This is a genomic window from Flavobacterium sp. J27, from assembly GCF_004303025.1.
Lineage (GTDB): Bacteria > Bacteroidota > Bacteroidia > Flavobacteriales > Flavobacteriaceae > Flavobacterium.
This window is the reverse complement of sequence record NZ_PJQW01000008.1, coordinates 68,716-87,455: the sequence shown is the minus strand read 5'-3', so window position 1 is coordinate 87,455 and position 18,740 is coordinate 68,716. Positions and strand designations below refer to the sequence as shown.

18 protein-coding genes are annotated in these 18,740 nt (G+C 31.0%); 5 read left to right on the top strand and 13 right to left on the bottom strand.

What is annotated here, in order from left to right; all coding sequences use genetic code 11:
• The first annotated feature begins 176 nt into the window (after positions 1–176).
• Positions 177–1,421 (top strand): ornithine--oxo-acid transaminase, encoded by a 1,245-nt coding sequence (rocD, locus tag CX675_RS12310; RefSeq protein ID WP_130735542.1) that lies wholly within the window; start codon positions 177–179, stop codon positions 1,419–1,421.
• 49 nt (positions 1,422–1,470) lie between these two features.
• On the opposite strand, the gene CX675_RS12305 is transcribed toward rocD, so the two are convergent.
• From CX675_RS12305 to rsfS, 8 genes are all read right to left on the bottom strand, one after another.
• Positions 1,471–2,046 carry a uracil-DNA glycosylase family protein gene (locus CX675_RS12305; RefSeq protein WP_130735541.1) on the bottom strand — a complete coding sequence of 192 codons (576 nt, stop codon included), beginning with the start codon at positions 2,044–2,046 and terminating at the stop codon, positions 1,471–1,473.
• Between the two features lie 13 nt (positions 2,047–2,059).
• Positions 2,060–2,833: a superoxide dismutase gene (locus CX675_RS12300; protein ID WP_130735540.1), complete on the bottom strand. Its 774-nt coding sequence runs from the start codon at positions 2,831–2,833 to the stop codon at positions 2,060–2,062.
• Complete coding sequence (locus CX675_RS12295) at positions 2,830–3,108, bottom strand: acyl-CoA-binding protein (protein ID WP_130735539.1); 279 nt, start codon at positions 3,106–3,108, stop codon at positions 2,830–2,832. The genes CX675_RS12300 and CX675_RS12295 overlap by 4 nt, the downstream gene beginning before the upstream one ends.
• Positions 3,108–3,755: a phosphatidylserine decarboxylase family protein gene (locus CX675_RS12290; RefSeq protein ID WP_130735538.1), complete on the bottom strand. Its 648-nt coding sequence runs from the start codon at positions 3,753–3,755 to the stop codon at positions 3,108–3,110. The genes CX675_RS12295 and CX675_RS12290 overlap by 1 nt, the downstream gene beginning before the upstream one ends.
• On the bottom strand, positions 3,745–4,557 hold the full coding sequence (locus tag CX675_RS12285) for a phosphatidate cytidylyltransferase (protein WP_130735537.1): 813 nt from the start codon (positions 4,555–4,557) through the stop codon (positions 3,745–3,747). Before CX675_RS12285 ends, CX675_RS12290 begins: the two co-directional genes overlap by 11 nt.
• A gap of 1 nt (position 4,558) precedes the next feature.
• Positions 4,559–5,161: an LUD domain-containing protein gene (locus CX675_RS12280; protein ID WP_130735536.1), complete on the bottom strand. Its 603-nt coding sequence runs from the start codon at positions 5,159–5,161 to the stop codon at positions 4,559–4,561.
• A 115-nt stretch (positions 5,162–5,276) separates the two neighbouring features.
• Positions 5,277–7,196, bottom strand: coding sequence for an ATP-dependent zinc metalloprotease FtsH (ftsH, locus tag CX675_RS12275; RefSeq protein WP_130735535.1), 1,920 nt, complete (start codon positions 7,194–7,196; stop codon positions 5,277–5,279).
• Positions 7,197–7,204: 8 nt separating this feature from the next.
• Positions 7,205–7,573 carry a ribosome silencing factor gene (rsfS, locus tag CX675_RS12270; RefSeq protein WP_130735534.1) on the bottom strand — a complete coding sequence of 123 codons (369 nt, stop codon included), beginning with the start codon at positions 7,571–7,573 and terminating at the stop codon, positions 7,205–7,207.
• Between the two features lie 95 nt (positions 7,574–7,668).
• On the opposite strand from rsfS, the gene CX675_RS12265 reads away from it, so the two are divergent.
• Entirely contained in the window at positions 7,669–8,394 is a 726-nt protein-coding gene (locus tag CX675_RS12265) for a biotin--[acetyl-CoA-carboxylase] ligase (RefSeq protein WP_130735533.1), read from the top strand.
• A 97-nt stretch (positions 8,395–8,491) separates the two neighbouring features.
• A complete protein-coding gene (ccsA, locus tag CX675_RS12260) occupies positions 8,492–11,662 on the top strand; it encodes a cytochrome c biogenesis protein CcsA (RefSeq protein ID WP_130735532.1) in 3,171 nt (1,056 codons plus the stop codon).
• 82 nt (positions 11,663–11,744) lie between these two features.
• Here the strand turns inward: ccsA and CX675_RS12255 are convergent, their stop codons facing one another.
• Together CX675_RS12255 and CX675_RS12250 are read right to left on the bottom strand one after the other, a co-directional pair.
• Complete coding sequence (locus CX675_RS12255) at positions 11,745–12,785, bottom strand: PLP-dependent cysteine synthase family protein (protein WP_130735531.1); 1,041 nt, start codon at positions 12,783–12,785, stop codon at positions 11,745–11,747.
• A gap of 76 nt (positions 12,786–12,861) precedes the next feature.
• Positions 12,862–14,994, bottom strand: coding sequence for a S9 family peptidase (locus tag CX675_RS12250; RefSeq protein ID WP_165396038.1), 2,133 nt, complete (start codon positions 14,992–14,994; stop codon positions 12,862–12,864).
• A 65-nt stretch (positions 14,995–15,059) separates the two neighbouring features.
• Between CX675_RS12250 and CX675_RS12245 the strand changes: the two genes are divergently transcribed.
• Complete coding sequence (locus tag CX675_RS12245; RefSeq protein ID WP_130735530.1) at positions 15,060–15,383, top strand: YbaB/EbfC family nucleoid-associated protein; 324 nt, start codon at positions 15,060–15,062, stop codon at positions 15,381–15,383.
• Between the two features lie 49 nt (positions 15,384–15,432).
• Here CX675_RS12245 and CX675_RS12240 read toward each other — a convergent pair whose 3' ends face one another.
• From CX675_RS12240 to CX675_RS12230, 3 genes are read right to left on the bottom strand one after another with little or no spacing between them, the layout of a single operon-like run.
• Complete coding sequence (locus CX675_RS12240; protein ID WP_130735529.1) at positions 15,433–16,146, bottom strand: ThiF family adenylyltransferase; 714 nt, start codon at positions 16,144–16,146, stop codon at positions 15,433–15,435.
• A 36-nt stretch (positions 16,147–16,182) separates the two neighbouring features.
• The gene (locus CX675_RS12235) at positions 16,183–16,836 is read right to left on the bottom strand and encodes a TatD family hydrolase (RefSeq protein ID WP_130735528.1); all 654 of its coding nucleotides are present in this window, start codon (positions 16,834–16,836) and stop codon (positions 16,183–16,185) included.
• Positions 16,836–17,429, bottom strand: a complete 594-nt coding sequence (locus tag CX675_RS12230) for a DUF1684 domain-containing protein (protein ID WP_130735527.1) — start codon at positions 17,427–17,429, stop codon at positions 16,836–16,838. The genes CX675_RS12235 and CX675_RS12230 overlap by 1 nt, the downstream gene beginning before the upstream one ends.
• 80 nt (positions 17,430–17,509) lie before the next feature.
• On the opposite strand from CX675_RS12230, the gene CX675_RS12225 reads away from it, so the two are divergent.
• Positions 17,510–18,733 carry an MFS transporter gene (locus CX675_RS12225; RefSeq protein ID WP_130735526.1) on the top strand — a complete coding sequence of 408 codons (1,224 nt, stop codon included), beginning with the start codon at positions 17,510–17,512 and terminating at the stop codon, positions 18,731–18,733.
• The last annotated feature ends 7 nt before the right edge of the window (positions 18,734–18,740 follow it).

Below are 18,740 nucleotides of genomic sequence, written 5' to 3'. Positions count from 1 at the left end.
ATCATAGTACAGCCTCTGTCTTTAATTGGAACAGAGGTTGTTTGTAATATTTCAAGAAATAGTAAAATCATTGTAAAAAGAAGCTAAATGGGGTATTTTTTTTACATTTGTAATACGGATGATTTCTCTCCACTTTTAAGAAGGAATTGAAGATTAAATAATCTAATAAATTTATCATGTCAGTTTTACAAAAAATGAGCTCGGCAGAAGCTATTGCATTAGAGGACAAATTTGGTGCACACAACTATCATCCACTACCTGTGGTATTAAGTAAAGGAAAAGGAGTATTTGTTTGGGATGTTGAAGGAAAAAAGTATTATGATTTCTTGTCAGCATACTCAGCAGTAAATCAAGGGCATTGCCATCCAAAGATAATAGATGCAATGACACAACAAGCGCAAACATTAACGTTAACGTCTAGAGCCTTTTACAATGACAAATTAGGTCTTTACGAAAAATACATTACCGAATATTTTGGCTTTGACAAAGTGTTACCTATGAATACGGGTGCTGAAGCTGTTGAAACAGCATTAAAAATCTGTAGAAAGTGGGCATATGAAAAGAAAGGAATTGCTGAAAACGAAGCACAAATTATTGTTTGTGAAAATAATTTTCATGGAAGAACTACAACAATTATTTCGTTTTCTAATGATGAAAATGCTCGCAAAAACTTTGGCCCTTATACCGCTGGTTTTATCAAAATAGCCTACAACGATATTGATGCATTAGAAAAAGTGATTACTTCTTCAAAAAATATTGCTGGTTTCTTAGTAGAACCTATACAAGGGGAAGCCGGTGTTTTTGTTCCTGATGAAGGTTATTTAACTAAGGCTAAAGCATTATGTGAAACAAATAATGTTTTATTTATTGCGGATGAAGTACAAACTGGAGTTGCAAGAACTGGTCAGTTATTAGCCGTACAGCATGAAAATATACAACCAGACATTTTAATCCTTGGGAAAGCTTTATCAGGAGGTGTATACCCTGTGTCTGCAGTATTAGCAAATGACAACATCATGAATGTAATTAAACCTGGTCAGCATGGTTCTACTTTTGGAGGAAATCCAATAGCTGCGGCTGTAGCCATTGCAGCATTGGAAGTTATTAAAGAAGAAAACCTAGCTTCAAATGCTGAAGCGTTAGGACAATTATTTCGATCTGAATTAAACAAATATATTGCTACTAGTTCTATTTGCTCATTAGTAAGGGGAAAAGGTTTATTGAATGCAATTGTTATCAATGATAGTGAAGAAAGCGAAACAGCTTGGAACATATGTGTGAAGTTAGCTGAAAATGGTTTGTTAGCGAAACCAACACATGGCAACATTATTCGTTTTGCTCCGCCATTAGTAATGACTGAATATCAATTGTTAGATTGTGTTGGAATCATAATCAACACTTTAAAAGATTTTGAAAAATAAAATAATTCTCAATTTATACTAAAAAAGTCCAATCAATAGATTGGGCTTTTTATTTTAAAAGTATTTCACTAACTTTTTCTTGAAGAATAGGTATTATATTCTTTTCATACCATTGATTTTTTTGTATCCAAAATCGATTTCTTGGCGAAGGATGTGGTAATGGAAAGTATTTTGGTAAATATTCTTCAAAAGAACCAACTGTTTGAGTTAGTTGTTTTTTACATTTTTCTTTTAAATAATATTTTTGAGCAAATTGGCCTATAAGCAGTGTTAATTCTATATTTGGCATTTGGTTAAGTAATTTTTTATGCCAAAGAGGCGCACATTCCTCTCTAGGAGGCAAATCTCCAGTTTTTGATTTTCCAGGATAACAAAATCCCATAGGAACAATAGCAATTTTTGAAGTGTCGTAGAATACCTCATTAGAAATATTAAGCCATTTCCTGAGTTGATTTCCGCTAGGATCATTCCAAGGAATTCCAGTTTGATGTACTTTAATTCCTGGTGCTTGTCCTACAATTAGAATTTTTGCAGTTTCACTTGCTCTAATAACTGGATTAGGTGCTAACGGTAAAAAGTCTTTGCAATGTTTACATTTTATTATTTCATCTAGTAATTCTTCCATTCAAAAAAATCTGCTACTGTAGATTCGAAAGCAATAAGTTATCGTATTTTTTAGCAACTACGGACCAATTTATAATATCAAAAATATTTTCTAAATATTCTTTTTTCCTATTTTGGTAATCCAAATAATAGGCATGTTCCCATAAATCAATTCCCAATATTGGAATTCCTTTATTTTTTGCATCAAACAGTAAAGGGTTGTCTTGATTTGATGTAGTTACCACTTTTAATTCGCCTGATTTGGTAAGAATTAACCAGACCCATCCAGACCCAAAGTGATGCATGCCTTCTGTAATAAATTTATTTTTAAACGCTGAAAAAGAGACAAAATTCTTATTTATTGCTTCTAACAAATCTCCTTTTGGCATTTTTGCGCCTTTAGGTTCTAAAATTTCAAAGAAAAGAGAATGATTATAATAACCTCCTGCATTGTTTTTTAATGTAATATCATTATCAGAAACTTTAGCTAGAATTTCTTCAATTGTTTTGGCTTCCCATTCTTTTTTATTAATGAGTTCTTTATTTAAAGCATTGGTATACCCTAAATAATGTTTGGCATAATGCAATTCCATTGTATTACCCTCCAATACAGGTTTTAGCGCATCATAATTAAAGTTTAAAGAGATTAGTTCAAACGGTTTACCTGATGCTTTTACATCAAGCGGGCTACCAAATTGATTTGCTACCTGTTTTTCAGGTTCAGGAAGTGTTACTTCGACCAAATCTGTTTTTTCTTTGCACGAAATAAATAATAGTAAAAGAATAGAAAAAGAGTACTGTTTTATCATAGATTACGTTCTCGCATCAATTCGTTTATAATATCAATATAATTTTGTTTTGCTTCTTCTATAGTAAGATGTTTTACCTGAATCCAAGCGTTTAACTTAAATGCATTTATTAAGTCTTGAGGATTTTGAACTTGTATGTTTGAAGTACCACTTGTTGCTTGTTTATATAACCCATACAAAACGAGTTGTACATTTTGTGGTACAGATTCTTGAGGGATTAATTGAGCATTATTAAAAGCCTCATCAAATAAAGTATCTAAATCTTTCTCACTCATTATTTTTTACAAATAACTGTTTTAGCACCTATTGCTTTCTCGCCTAATTTTACGTTAACTTCTGTTCCTAGAGGCAAATAAATATCCACTCTAGAACCAAATTTGATAAACCCTGCATCTTTTCCTTGAACTGCTCGCATTCCTTCTTTGGCATAATTAATAATTCTACGCGCCAAAGCTCCTGCAATTTGTCTATACATTACTTCGCCATACACTCTATTATTAATTACAACTGTTGTGCGTTCATTTTCTTCACTAGCTTTTGGATGCCAAGCTACTAAATATTTCCCTGGATGATATTTACTATATTTTACTACTCCATTAACAGGATAGCGAGTAACATGTACATTAATAGGCGACATAAAAATAGAAACCATTAATCGTTTGTCTTTGAAGTATTCTGGTTCATATACTTCTTCAATAACTACTACTTTACCATCAACTGGTGCTAAAATATGATTATCGCTATTATCAGTTTCTCTTTTAGGATTTCTAAAAAACTGAAGAATTAATACTAAAAACACTAATGCAAGTACAATTACACCAATTCGTAACCATTGGATTGTAATATAATCTGATGCAAAAATAACAGCTACTACTAAAATTAGTGTTATTAAAATAATTTTGGCTCCTTCTTTATGAAACATAATATAAAATTAAATAAAACAAATTAATAAACGGCACTACAAATATAATACTATCTAAGCGATCTAAAATACCTCCATGTCCAGGCATAATATTTCCAGAATCTTTAATTTCTGCTACTCTTTTTAATTTAGATTCTATTAAATCTCCTAGTGTACTGAAAATACTAATTATGATAGCTATTACAATCCAAATGTATACATTTTTTGTTTCAATATAATATTTAGATAATAGGATACTACAAATAATTGTAAATACTATCCCTCCTATAAAACCTTCAATTGTTTTTTTAGGAGAAACACTTGGAAATAATTTTCTTTTACCAAAATTCTTACCTACTAAATATGCAAAAGTATCATTGGTCCATATACAAATAAAAATAGTAATTAGAATTTTTTCATTATATCTATTTCCCTTTCCAATAGAGATGTAATTTGTTAATATAAAAGGTACGACAACATATCCTAACAACAAAATATAACGCGTCATAATTTTAAATTTTGTCTTTTTAGGGTTAAACAAATACAGTAATAATTTTATAGCTATAAGTATTGAAAAAACACTTAAAATAGTCCATAACTGAATACTTATTTGTATTTTATCCCATAGGAAAAAGTACATTAAACTGGCAACTGGAATAGCTATATAAACATTGATTGAGGCTAATTTACAAAACTCATAAACGCCTAAAATTAAAAATATACCAAAGAGAATGGCTAAACTCCCTTTAGAATACATAATGCAGCTTAATAATAAAATAATATAAACAGCACCTGAAATAGCTCTCTTTAATGTTTCATTCATATTAAAGATCTTCTAATAAAAGCAAGTATAAGTTTTTATGACTACTTCCGTAGTGCAAAAAGTCTTCTTCTTTTACTTTTTCGAAGTATTTTATTGTAGTAATATTTGTTGGATATTCTTTATCATATTTATTCTTAATATGACGTAGTCCTTCACTTTTGTTAGCCACTAATTGACTAGTTGTGGCCAAAACCACCATGTTAGTAGGTAAATCTGCGGGTCTGAAATGTTTTAATTGATTTGATGAAAAAAGGACAGAACCTTCATCTGCAATTAAATTTTCACAGGTAGAAAAGTAAAACTTAGCTTCTTTAGAGTTATTTTGATAGGTTAATTTATTTTCGTCTAACAAATGAAATAATTGGGGTTCATAACAAATTACTTCATTCTCAAACCAATCATTTTCTTCCAAAATATTAATAAAATTCTCAGAAACTTCATTTAAGTTTTCACAATACAAGAACTTGCCACCATTTTTCTTAAAATGGTGAGTAAACATTTCATCTATGGGTAATTTTACTTCTGGTGCATATGGACTTTTCTCTTCATCTCTATTGCTCTTTGCATTGCCAGAGTTCCCAAAAATTTTTCTAAAAAGACTCATGTATTTTTAGTAGGTATATTGTGGTTGCGCGAACCAAAGATAAAAAAAAACTTAGTTCTTTAAGGATAATGAACTAAGTTTTTTTAAAATTGATAATTCTATTTTTTATAACATCTTATTCAGCAGGAATTTCCATTGTTCTTTCATGTGGTCTATTTCCAAAAATTGCTTCTAAATCATCTTTAAAAATAACTTCTTTTTCAATTAAAATATCAGCTAACTGAATTAATTTATCTTTATTTTCTTCTAATAAAAGAATAGCTCTTTTATATTGTGTTTCTATTAATAATGAAATTTCATCATCTATGACTTTAGCGGTTTCTTCAGAATATGGTTTTGAAAAATTATACTCACTTTGACCCGAAGAATCATAGTAAGTAATATTCCCTAACTTGTCATTTAAACCGTAAATGGTAACCATAGCGCGCGCTTGTTTAGTTACTTTTTCTAAATCGCTTAATGCTCCTGTAGAAATTTTATCAAAAATTACTTTCTCAGCTGCTCTTCCTCCCATAGTGGCACACATTTCATCTAGCATTTGTTCCGGTCGAACGATTAATCTTTCTTCAGGTAAATACCACGCTGCTCCTAAACTTTGACCACGAGGTACAATAGTAACTTTTACTAATGGCGCGGCATGCTCTAACATCCAACTCACAGTTGCATGGCCAGCTTCATGTATAGCAATAGCTCTTTTTTCTTCAGGTGTTACTATTTTATTTTTCTTCTCTAAACCACCTACAATTCGATCTACAGCATCTAAGAAATCTTGTTTATCTACTGCTTTTTTATTTTTTCTTGCCGCAATCAAGGCTGCTTCATTACAAACATTTGCTATATCAGCTCCTGAAAAACCAGGTGTTTGTTTTGCTAAAAACTCTGTATCTAAAGCTTCAGATTTTTTTATCGGTTTTAAGTGTACTTCAAAAATTTCTTTACGTTCTCTAATGTCTGGCAAATCTACATAAATTTGTCTATCAAAACGTCCTGCTCTCATTAATGCTTTGTCTAATACATCTGCTCTATTAGTTGCTGCTAATACAATTACATTTGTATTTGTACCAAAACCATCCATTTCTGTTAATAATTGATTTAATGTATTTTCTCTTTCATCATTTGAACCAGACATATTATTTTTACCTCTAGCTCTTCCGACTGCATCAATCTCGTCTATAAAAATGATAGCAGGAGATTTTTCCTTTGCTTGCTTAAACAAGTCTCTAACACGTGATGCCCCAACACCTACAAACATTTCCACAAAATCAGAACCAGACAATGAAAAGAAAGGCACTTTCGCTTCTCCAGCTACTGCTTTAGCTAATAATGTTTTACCCGTTCCTGGAGGCCCAACTAACAAGGCTCCTTTTGGAATCTTACCTCCTATTGAAGTATATTTTTCAGGGTTTTTTAAGAATTCAACTATTTCTTCAATTTCCTCCTTAGCACCTTCTAATCCTGCAACATTTTCAAATGTAACTTTAACGTCGTTTTTTTCGTCAAATAATTTAGCTTTTGATTTTCCAATACTAAAAATTTGACCACCTCCGCCTGTTCCTCCACCAGACATTCTTCTCATCATGAATATCCAAAGGGCTGCTAATAAAAGGAAGGGTAATAGCAATGATAAAACATCTCCCCAAATTCCTTCAGGCTCTTTTGCATAATCATTAATAAGTCCTTTTTTCTTCGCTTCAATCAATTCTTTTTGAAATAACTCAGAATTTCCTATTTCAAAATAATAATGTGGCCCTTTAGGGTCTAATTTACCTAAAATATCATTCTTCGCTTTTTCATGTTCTTTATCACCTAATGCTTCTTTCTTTAAAAAGACTTGTGCTTTAGTATTACTAAAAATGACTTTATCCACTTGATTTGCTTCAAGAAAATCATAAAATTTAGATAAGGTCGTCGGTTTTGGATTACTTAAATCTAATCCATTACTATTAGATAAACTTAAAATCAAGAATAAACCAAGAACAAGACCGTAAATTAACCACGGATTAAACTTTACTTTTGGGTTTTTATTTTCAGACATAATTTTTTTTAATATTTACTTTCAATTGAAGTTATTTTGGCATCACCCCAAAGGCTTTCGATGTTATAATATTCTCTAATATGTGTTTGAAAAACATGAACAACAACGTTTACAAAATCCATTAAAACCCATTCCCCATTTTCTAAACCTTCTACATGCCACGGTTTTTCTTTCAGTTCTTTAGAAACTACTTTTTGAATGGAATTTGCGATTGCAACTACTTGAGTGTTTGAGTTACCATTACAAATAATGAAATAATCGCATACAGTGTTATCAATTTCTCTAAGATCTAAGACATCTATATCAGCCCCTTTAACATCTTCAATTCCTTTAATGATATTTACTACTAAATCGTCGTTACTATTATTTTTTGCCATTTAAATTTTATAAGTTTATGCAAAGTTACCATTTTTTGTGTTTATTTTTGAACCTTAACACAAGATTAAAATTAAAACTTTACATTTTTTTGTAAATGAATATTATCAAACTCAATGCCATAGATTCTACAAATATCTTTTTAAAAGATTTGTCAGTATCACAAAACCTAGAGAATTTTACTGTAGTAGTTACTGAAAACCAATTAAAGGGCAAAGGTCAGCGAGGAGCAACATGGACCTCAGAAGACGGTAAAAACCTGACATTCAGCATTTTCATCAACCATAAAAATATCCCTTTTGAACAAGTTTATTTAATTAACATTATTACTTCTTTAGCTTTGGTTGACGTTTTACAGAAAAACAATTTATCAAATGTGTACATAAAATGGCCAAACGACATTTTGTCAGAAAACAAAAAGATTTGTGGAATATTAGTTGAAAACACTCTTAAAGCTGACGGTTCTTTTACTTCTATTGTAGGTGTTGGACTAAATGTTAATCAAGAACACTTTGAAAATTTACCACAAGCTTCCTCTTTAGCTTTATTAAAAAATATACCATTTGATAAAGATATTCTTTTAGTCGCCATTATAGGCGCATTTGAAAAATGGTATGAAAAAATCAATAAGCCCGAATTATTATGGCAGTTATACCATAATCATCTTTTTAAAATGGGAATACCAACTGCTTTTGAAAGCATAAAAAAAAGAAAATTTATGGGCATCATCAAAGGCGTTTCTAAAAATGGTCAATTAATGGTCTTATTAGAAGACGACACTGTTCAAGAATTTGATATTAAAGAAATTAAAATGCTCTACTAAAATTAATTCTTAAAAGTTAACAAAGACTTGTTAAACATTGCAATAAAGTTTTAGTTTTTAAGTACTTTTGCAAACGTTTAAATTTACTACTACTCAAATGGACAAAAAAATATTTTCTTTCTTATTCTCTACTCGATTGATGGCTGTTTTGTTTCTAATTTTTGCAGCGTCTATGGGTATAGGAACTTTTATTGAAGACGCTTATAATACAGAAACAGCTAGAATCATAGTATATAATTCATGGTGGTTTGAAGTTATTATGGCTTTTTTAGTAATCAATTTTATAGGTAACATTAAAAAATATAGATTATACAAAAGAGAAAAATGGACCACCTTATTACTACACTTATCGTTTATATTTATTTTAATTGGTGCTTTTATTACTCGTTATATTAGTTTTGAAGGTATGATGCTAATAAGAGAAGGGCAAACTGAAAATCGTATCTACTCTGACAAAACTTTTGTATATGGTTTTGTTGATGGAGAATATAATGGTGAAATGAGAAGACGCTCTTTTGAAAAAAGCAATTATTTTGCCCCTGAAAATGTGGCTTGGTTTTTAAAACCATTCTTCTCAAATGATTTTTCAATAAAAGGAGAATTTAATAGTATTCCTTACCAAATTGAATATGAGAAATTTATAATGAATGCCAGCGAATCTATTGAAGAAGATGCTTCAGGAAATTACTATTTAAAATTAGTTGAGTCTAGTGATGGCAGCCGTCATGAACACTATTTAAAAGAAGGGCAAGTTCAAAATATTCACAACATTTTATATGCCTTTAACGCTCCAACAAATGGCGCTATAAATATTGCATTATCTAATGACAGTTTAACCATACAAACTCCATTTGAAGGTAACTTTATGAAAATGGCAGATCAATCTAAAGGTTCGGTTGCTAAAGACAGTATACAACCTTTATATTTAAGATCTTTATATAGTTTAGCTGGGAACCAATTTGTATTTCCTGAAAAACCAATCAAAGGTAACATTACTTATAAATCAAATAACGACTACAGAGATAAGCAAACACAAGATGCGTTAGTAGTTACTATAAAAACTCAAAATAAAGAAGAAAAAGTAACACTTTTAGGCTCTAAAGGAATGCAAAGTGCTCCACAAATGGTAACAATTGGTGATTTAGATTTTACGTTATTTTTTGGAAGCAAAGTATACGAAACTCCTTTTGACGTAAAATTAGAAGACTTTATAGCTGACAAATATCCTGGAACAGAAAAAAGCTATTCTGCATTCAAAAGTAAAATCGAAATTCAAGACAACGAAAAGAATACTGTTTTTAGAGATAGTATTTTTATGAACAATATTTTAGATTATAGAGGTTATCGCTTTTTTCAAGCCGGATTTGATCCAGATGAAAAAGGAACTCATTTATCTGTAAATCATGATCAATGGGGAACATGGATAACTTATATTGGTTACTTTTTATTATATCTTGGTTTAATGGCTATATTATTTGACAAAAACACACGCTTTGGTGATTTAAAGAAAAAAATAAATAAAATACAGAAAAAGAAAAACGCTTTAGTAGCTTTATTTTTGTTTTTCTTTACAATTATTGGATATTCCCAAGAACATACTCATGAAAATGAAATAACTGATGCTAAAAAAGCATTTGAATTTCTTTCCAAATATAAGGTTTCTGAAGAACATGCAACTGAGTTTGGAAAAATGGTCATTCAAGATCAAGGTGGAAGAATGAAGCCTATTAATACATTCTCCTCTGAATTATTGCGAAAAGTTTCCAAAAGTGACACTTACCATGATATGAATTCTGACCAGGCTTTTATATCTATGACACAATTTCCTCAATATTGGTATACGATGCCCATTATTTATCTAAAAAGAGGTAATGATAGTATTCGAAAAATTGCAGGGCTTGACAAAAAAATAGAATTTGCTGCTTTAGTAGATTTCTTTGATACCAAAGGGAATTACAAATTAGCTCCCTATTTAGACGAAGCTTATGGTGCACGAGTGCCTAATAGTTTTCAGAAAGATTTTATAGAAGCTGATAAGAGGGTGAATCTTTTGTATGATGCTTTAAGTGGCAAAATATTACGCGTTTATCCTATTCCAAATGACAAAAACAACAAATGGCTTTCTTATTTAGAAATTAATAATGTAACGCAAACGGCATTAGATACTGTAAAAAACATTGTTCCTTTTTATCTTGACGCAGTTTCCAAAGCGAGTCAAAATAACGATTACAAGTTAGCTAATTCCTTATTAACTGGTTTAAAGGCATATCAGAAAAAATTTGGCAAAGAAGTTATGCTTTCAGACAAAAAAATTAATACAGAAATAGCATATAACAAATATGATATTTTTAAAAGATTGTTTTATCTATACATGTTAGCAGGTGTTTTAATGTTAGGGTTTGCCATTTATCAATTATTTTCATCAGCAAAATGGGTAAAATATACAGTTAACTTTTTTCATGTAACCACAGTCATCTTATTTTCTTTACATACTTTAGGATTAATAGCTCGTTGGTATGTATCGGGTCATGCACCATGGAGTAATGCCTACGAAAGTATGATTTACGTTGCTTGGTCTACCATGTTCTTTGGAGTAGCCTTTAGTAACAAATCTAAACTAACTATTTCGGCAACTGCTTTTGTAGCTTCTATGCTGTTAATGGTAGCACATTGGAGTTGGATGGATCCAGAGATTGGGAATTTACAGCCTGTTTTAAACTCCTATTGGTTAATGATTCACGTAGCTGTAATTGTTGCTAGTTATGGTCCTTTTACACTAGGAATGATACTTGGTTTAGTAGCTTTATTTTTAATGATTTTTACGACTAAAAACAATTCGGAGAAAACTAAATTAGCGATTGACGAATTAAGTTATATTAACGAAATGGCCTTAACAGTTGGTTTAGTCATGCTTACAATTGGTAATTTCTTAGGTGGTCAATGGGCTAATGAAAGTTGGGGTCGTTACTGGGGTTGGGATCCAAAAGAAACATGGGCTTTAATCAGTATTTTTGTATATGCTTTTGTTATTCATGCCAGATTAGTACCAGGATTGCGAAGCAAATGGTTTTATAACTTTGCTAGCGTATTGGCTTTTGCGTCAATTGTAATGACTTATGTGGGTGTGAATTTCCATTTAAGTGGATTACACTCTTATGCTTCGGGTGAGAGACAAAATGTTACTTATTACATTTATATCTTTTTTGCAATTGTTGGAATTGGGCTTATTGCATGGGTAAAATATCAAAAATATTTTATTAAAAAATAGAAATAAACAGGACTTATTATATAAAAAAACTCCGAGAAATTTCTCGGAGTTTTTTTATATAATAAGGTAAAAATAAAATTACTTACTTAATAATTTCAATTTTTTGTGCTTCTTCAATATTAACGCTATCAAAGAAACCTTGTTCTCCCATCCATTCGTCACTATAAATTTTACTCATGTACCTTGAACCGTGGTCTGGGAAGATTACTACAATTTTACTGTCTTTAGTAAATTCACCTTCTTCTGCAAATTGTTTTACTGCTTGCATAGCTGCTCCAGAAGTATACCCTACAAAAAGACCTTCTTTTCTTGAAATTTCTCTTGCTGTATGAGCGCTTTCTTCGTCAGAAACTTTGATAAATTTATCAATCATATCAAAATCGGTAGCCGTAGGAATTAAATTTTTACCAAGACCTTCTATACGATAAGGATAAATCTCTTCACTATCAAATTCTTTAGTTTCGTGGTATTTTTTTAATACAGAACCATAAGCATCAACACCTAAAATTCTAATATTTGGATTTTTCTCTTTCAAGAAACGAGCTGTTCCTGAAATAGTTCCTCCTGTACCACTACAAGCTACTAAGTGAGTAATTTGTCCTTTGGTTTGCTCCCAAATTTCAGGACCTGTAGTATTATAATGTGCGTCAATATTTAAATCATTAAAGTATTGATTGATATAAATTGAACCTTTGGTTTCTTCGTGTAATCTTTTGGCTACACTGTAATAAGATCTTTTATCATCAGCTGAAACATTTGCCGGACAAACATACACTTTTGCCCCCATAGTACGAAGCATGTCTATTTTGTCTTTAGATGATTTTGAACTTACAGCTAAAATACAATCATATCCTTTTATGATGCTAACCATTGCTAAACTAAATCCAGTATTACCTGAAGTAGTTTCTATAATAGTATCACCTGGTTTTAAAATACCTCTTCGCTCTGCTTCATTAATAATATAGAGTGCTATTCTATCTTTTGTAGAATGACCTGGATTAAAAGCCTCTACTTTGGCATAAAAACTACCTTCTATATTTTCAGTTACTCTATTTAATTTAATTAGAGGCGTATTACCGATTAACTCTAAAACATTGTTGTAGGCATTTATTTCTTCTCTCATAAAAACTAAATTATATTGAGGTGAATCATCTTTTTAACAACCTCAAAACCCTGCAAATTTAACAAAAAAAAATTAACTACTTCTTAATATTCTCTAAATCTAACAAAAAACTAAATTCTTTTGCTACCTCCTTAAGTGCTTCAAAACGCCCTGAAGCGCCACCATGCCCAGCATCCATATTAGTATGCAAGAATAATAAATTTTTATCGGTTTTAGTTGCTCTTAATTTTGCCACCCATTTGGCAGGTTCCCAATATTGCACTTGTGAATCATGCAAACCTGTTGATACATACATATTTGGGTAATTTTGAGCGATTACATTATCATAAGGAGAATACGATTTCATGTAATCATAATATTCTTTTTCATTAGGATTACCCCATTCATCATATTCGCCAGTTGTTAGTGGTATAGTATCATCTAACATAGTGGTTACCACATCTACAAAAGGAACCTGAGCAATGACACCGTGATATAATTCAGGAGTCATATTTACAATTGCCCCCATCAAAAGTCCGCCTGCTGAACCACCTTCAGCATAAAGATGATTGGAAGAGGTATATTTTGTTGCAATTACATATTTTGAACAATCAATAAAATCGGTAAACGTATTTTTCTTTTTTAATAATTTCCCATCTTCATACCATTGTCTACCTAAATCTTCTCCTCCTCTAATATGAGCAATGGCATAAATAAAGCCTCTATCTAATAAACTTAAACGAGTGGTTGAAAAATAAGGATCCATAGAAGCTCCATAAGAACCGTAAGCGTATAATAAGAATGGATTACTACCATCTTTTTTCATCCCTTTTTTATACACCATCGAAATAGGCACTTTTGTTCCATCTGCGGCTGTTGCCCAAATTCTTTCTTCTGTGTAATTATTTTTGTCAAATTTTCCTCCTAAAACTTCTTGCTCTTTTAAAACCGTTTTTTCTTTGGTTTTCATATTAAAATCAATTACCGAAGAAGGGGTAATCATGGATTGATAAGCATAACGTAAAATCTCTGTATCAAAATCTGGATTTGTGGTAGTATAAGCTGTATATGTTTCACTTTCAAATGGTAAATAATATGCTCCTTCTCCACTCCATGGTCTGATTTGAATTTTATTCAACCCATTGGAGCGCTCTTCTACCACAAGATAATCTCTAAAAATATCAATTCCTTCTAAGAGCACTTCTTCTCTATGCGAAATTACCTCAACCCAATTTTCCATTGAAGTGGCATTTTCATTGGTTTTCATTAATTTAAAATTAGTCGCTTTGTCTTTATTGGTCACAATATAAAAATCATTTCCAAAATGAGAAATACTGTATTCTAACCCTCTTGTCCTTTTTTGAAACATTTTGAATGCTCCATTTGGATTGTTAGCTTCTAAAAACTGATATTCTGATGTTAACGTACTGGTAGAACCAATTACGATGTATTTTTTTGATTTTTCTTTGTAGACAAAAGAATAAAACGTATCGTCTTTTTCATGGTACACTAAAGAATCGTTTTGAACATCTGTTTGTAAAACATGTTTGTAAATTTTGTCAGAGCGCAACGTTTTTGGGTCTTTTTTAGTGTAAAAAATAGTTTTATTATCGCTTGCCCAAGTAGAACCTCCTGTAGTATTTTCGATTTTTTCTGGTAAAACAGCACCTGTTTCTAAGTTCTTAATCTGTAAGGTATATTGTCTTCTAGAGACTAAGTCCACCCCAAAAGTTACCCATTTATTATCTTCACTAACACTAATACCACTTAAATTGAAATAGGATTGCCCTTTAGCCATTTCATTGCAATCAAACATAATTTCTTCTTTGGCTTCCAAACTCCCTTTTTTACGAGCATATATAGGGTAATCTTTTCCTGTTTCAAAGCGTGTAATGTAATAATATCCATTATAAAAATAAGGAACTGAAGTATCATCTTCTTTAATTCTAGCCTTCATTTCCTTGAATAAATCGTCTTGAAGTTGCTTGGTATGAGCTGTCATAGCTTCATAGTATTCATTTTCTTTATTCAAGTAATCAATAACTTCTTTGTCTTCTCTTTGGTTTAACCAAAAATAATTATCTGTACGAATGTCACCGTGTTTTTCTAACGTATGTGGAACTATTTTTGCTATAGGTGGTTGAATTTCTGTTTTCATTTTTTCCTGTTTGTCTTTACATGAAGAGGCAAAAATAATAGAAATGACAACAAAAAAAGAGATTTTTTTCATGAAGTTATACATTTTAAGTTAACAGCTAATTTAGTACTTTTGCAGTAATAAAAAAATTAAATATTATGTTTGGAGACCTTATGGGAATGATGGGTAAAATTAAAGAAACCCAAGCCAAAGTAGAAGCAACTAAAAAACGTTTGGATACTGTTTTAATTGATGAAAAAAGTAGTGATGGATTACTTGAAGTAACACTAACGGCTAACAGAAAAATAAAATCAATAATAGTACAAGATGATTTATTACAAGATAAAGAAATGCTTGAAGATTATTTAGTAACGGTTTTAAATAAAGCGATTGAAAAAGCTACTAATGTAAATGAAGCGGAATTAGCAGCTGTTGCAAAAGAAGGCATGCCTGATATTCCTGGTATGGATTTATTTAAATAAAATAGTGTTTCTATCTGAACATTTATCGGTTCAGATAGAAACTTACAAATTACTTAATCAAATTTTTCACTACGGTTTCAGCAGCATGCAAACCAAACAAAGCGGGCATCCAACTATTGGTACCATAAAAAGACTTTTTAAAATTGGTTCCATCAGTAGTTTTAATACTTGTGTAATCTGGACGTTCATCTGAATACACCACTTTTACTCCTTTTGAAATTCCTTCAGCTTTTAAACGCTTTCTAACATTTTTAGCTAACGGACAATATTCGGTTTTACTAATATCTCTTACCTTTACATTCTCAGCATTGTATTTTCCTCCTGCTCCCATATTGCTAATCACTTTTACTTTCTTCCTTTTACAAGCAATAATTAAGTTTAACTTTGGAGTTACACTATCAATACAGTCTAAAACATAATCAAACTCTGTTGTAACTAATTCAAAAGCCCTTTCTGGAGATAAAAATTCTTGAATTCTAGTTAATTTTAATTCAGGATTAATATCTAACAAACGATCACCTACAATTTTTACTTTGGGTTCACCAACTGTAGAATGTAAAGCAGGTAACTGGCGATTAATATTGGTAATATCCACCGTATCTCCATCCACTATGGTCATGCTTCCTACTCCTGCACGTGCTAAAAATTCGGCTGCAAAACTACCTACACCTCCTAACCCAACTACCAATACATTCGCTTGGGTTAACTTGTTCATTCCTTCTTCTTTAAATAATAAAACTGCTCGTTCTTGCCACTTTGCCATTTATCTTTCTGTTTAAATTTTTAATTGTTTAAAGGTTTAAAATTCTTTCTTAAATATTACTTCAAAATTGTTTTTCACTATTTGTTTGAGTGCATCTATGGGTATCTTTTTAATTTCCGAAGCTTTTTCATACACTTGAGCAATCGTTTCTTCAATGGTATCGGTTTCTAAAAAAAATCGGTCCATTGGTACTTTTTGAAACACACTTTCTAATTCTGGATTGCGTAATAGGTATTTTCCAAATGACAAATAAAATCCATTATCTAAAAGCGATTGTGCTACTTGCTCGTTTTTGGAAAAACCGTGAATAATCATTGGATTTTGAATATTCGTTTCCTTTTTTACTGCAATCACTTCCTGATAGGCAGCTACACAATGCAAAATTACAGGTTTATTTGTTTTTTGTACCAATGCCAATTGGGCTTTAAAAACCTCTAATTGCTTTTCCAAAGGGATTTCAATCCGCTTATCTAAACCACATTCACCTAAAGCAATACAATTTATTGAAGCCAATTTCTCTTCAATGCAAGCTAAATCTGTTGCTATTCGATTTTCATCAATATACCAAGGATGAATGCCTATGGAATAGTTGGGAATACTTTCTTGAAACTCCCAAGGATATTGATTGACCACTTCACAAACAGAAGTATCATTTGTAAAGGAATGCGTATGTAAATTGATAAAATGCATTAGTCATGAAATTTTTTAACTCCTGCTTCAATCGCTATATCTAAATCATTTTCTAAAGGCACTATTGGACAAGAATATTTATAATTATAAGCACAATACGGATTATAAGCTTTATTAAAATTAATAATAACTTTATCTGAACTAGGAATTCGCATGTCTATGTAGCGTCCACCAATATAACTTTCTTTACCACAAGTTAAGTCTGAAAAAGGCAAAAACAAATAATCTTTAAAACCAGGTCTTTTTGATAATTCTATATTTTGATACACATTTAATTGAAATGTTTTCCCTTGTAACTCAAAATATAGCGTACCAAATTTAACATACATGGGTGTTCTATCGGTAGATGTTTTCATTTTGAAAGGTTTCTCCTTTTTAGCTTTTTTAAAAGTCGCTTCAACAATAAATTTCTCGTTTATAGGATAAAAATCTAAACTGGTGAATGTTTTTCTATCTTCTTCCGTTAACGGACTTTCATTTTCATCTGCAAATTCTATATTTATTTTTTTTTGAAATTCATGAACCGCTTCTACTTCGCTATTTTGCGCAAAAGAAATACTAATCCAAAACAATAAAACGCCAATTTTCAACATCTTTTTTTTGCAAAAATATATATTTTGAGTTATATAATTTTAAAAAAGCTATTTCGTACCTTTGAAAATCAATCAAAATCATGATACAAAAAGCATTTTTTAAGTACATCGAGAACTTTAAAGGGTTTTCCAGAGAAATTTGGATTTTAACACTAATTACTTTTATTAACAGGGCTGGAACTATGGTTTTGCCCTTCTTATCAAAATATTTAAATGAAGATTTAGGATTTTCTTTAGGTCAAGTGAGTTGGATCATGGTTAGTTTTGGTTGTGGATCCATGTTAGGATCCTGGCTTGGCGGTAAATTAGCAGATAAAATAGGTTTTTACAAAGTAATGATTTTTAGTTTACTCACTAGTGGACTGATGTTTTTTGGCTTGCAACATATTACAAACTATATCGGACTCCTAGTTGCTATCTTTTTAATCATGACGATAGCAGATATGTTTCGCCCTGCCATGTTTGTCTCTTTAGCAGCTTATGCGAAACCAGAAAACAGAACCCGTGCCTTAACATTAGTCCGTTTAGCAGTTAATTTGGGTTTTGCAGCCGGACCAGCATTGGGAGGATTAATCATCATGAATATTGGTTACAAAGGACTATTTTGGGTAGACGGATTAACTTGTATTGTAGCTATTCTTATTTTTTGGCTAAAAGTAAAAGAAAAACAGAAATCATCTTATTTAGACAAAAGAAATCCTGGTGAAATTTTAACTGCTTCTGTATTTAAAGACGGTCCATTCTGGACATTTTTGATTATGTGTGTTATTAATGGAATCATATTTTTCCAATTATTTACCACTTTACCACTTTATCATAAAGTACAATTTAATTTAACCGAATTGCGTACTGGATTACTTTTAGCTTTTAATGGAATTCTTATTTTCATCATGGAAATGCCAATAGTAAGTTATATTGAGCGAAAAAAATATGACAAAGTAAAAGTAGTTACAGTAGGTACATTTATTATGGGATTATGCATGTATCTTCTACTTATTAATCAATGGGAAATTGTTTTATGGATTATGATGTTTTGTATGACATTTGGAGAAATGTTAGCTTTCCCTTTTTCTAACTCCTTTGCAATGAGCCGTGCACCAAAAGGACATGAAGGTCGTTACATGGCTATATTTACCATGAGTTACAGTTTGGCTCATATTCTTTCAGCAAAAACAGGATTTACTATAGTTTCTATTTTTGAAAGCTATCAATACAACTGGTTTTTTATGGGAAGTCTTGGTGTAATAGGCACACTTTTGGGTTATTGGACGTTACTGTTAATAAAAAGAGAGAACAAGTCATAAATCTTGT

What these genes read in the sequence shown, in the direction of transcription:
- rocD (WP_130735542.1), top strand. Translation starts at nt 177, where the DNA reads ATGTCAGTTTTACAAAAAATGAGCTCGGCAGAAGCTATTGCATTAGAG.
- CX675_RS12305 (WP_130735541.1), bottom strand. Translation starts at nt 2,046, where the DNA reads ATGGAAGAATTACTAGATGAAATAATAAAATGTAAACATTGCAAAGAC.
- CX675_RS12300 (WP_130735540.1), bottom strand. Translation starts at nt 2,833, where the DNA reads ATGATAAAACAGTACTCTTTTTCTATTCTTTTACTATTATTTATTTCG.
- CX675_RS12295 (WP_130735539.1), bottom strand. Translation starts at nt 3,108, where the DNA reads ATGAGTGAGAAAGATTTAGATACTTTATTTGATGAGGCTTTTAATAAT.
- CX675_RS12290 (WP_130735538.1), bottom strand. Translation starts at nt 3,755, where the DNA reads ATGTTTCATAAAGAAGGAGCCAAAATTATTTTAATAACACTAATTTTA.
- CX675_RS12285 (WP_130735537.1), bottom strand. Translation starts at nt 4,557, where the DNA reads ATGAATGAAACATTAAAGAGAGCTATTTCAGGTGCTGTTTATATTATT.
- CX675_RS12280 (WP_130735536.1), bottom strand. Translation starts at nt 5,161, where the DNA reads ATGAGTCTTTTTAGAAAAATTTTTGGGAACTCTGGCAATGCAAAGAGC.
- ftsH (WP_130735535.1), bottom strand. Translation starts at nt 7,196, where the DNA reads ATGTCTGAAAATAAAAACCCAAAAGTAAAGTTTAATCCGTGGTTAATT.
- rsfS (WP_130735534.1), bottom strand. Translation starts at nt 7,573, where the DNA reads ATGGCAAAAAATAATAGTAACGACGATTTAGTAGTAAATATCATTAAA.
- CX675_RS12265 (WP_130735533.1), top strand. Translation starts at nt 7,669, where the DNA reads ATGAATATTATCAAACTCAATGCCATAGATTCTACAAATATCTTTTTA.
- ccsA (WP_130735532.1), top strand. Translation starts at nt 8,492, where the DNA reads ATGGACAAAAAAATATTTTCTTTCTTATTCTCTACTCGATTGATGGCT.
- CX675_RS12255 (WP_130735531.1), bottom strand. Translation starts at nt 12,785, where the DNA reads ATGAGAGAAGAAATAAATGCCTACAACAATGTTTTAGAGTTAATCGGT.
- CX675_RS12250 (WP_165396038.1), bottom strand. Translation starts at nt 14,994, where the DNA reads ATGAAAAAAATCTCTTTTTTTGTTGTCATTTCTATTATTTTTGCCTCT.
- CX675_RS12245 (WP_130735530.1), top strand. Translation starts at nt 15,060, where the DNA reads ATGTTTGGAGACCTTATGGGAATGATGGGTAAAATTAAAGAAACCCAA.
- CX675_RS12240 (WP_130735529.1), bottom strand. Translation starts at nt 16,146, where the DNA reads ATGGCAAAGTGGCAAGAACGAGCAGTTTTATTATTTAAAGAAGAAGGA.
- CX675_RS12235 (WP_130735528.1), bottom strand. Translation starts at nt 16,836, where the DNA reads ATGCATTTTATCAATTTACATACGCATTCCTTTACAAATGATACTTCT.
- CX675_RS12230 (WP_130735527.1), bottom strand. Translation starts at nt 17,429, where the DNA reads ATGTTGAAAATTGGCGTTTTATTGTTTTGGATTAGTATTTCTTTTGCG.
- CX675_RS12225 (WP_130735526.1), top strand. Translation starts at nt 17,510, where the DNA reads ATGATACAAAAAGCATTTTTTAAGTACATCGAGAACTTTAAAGGGTTT.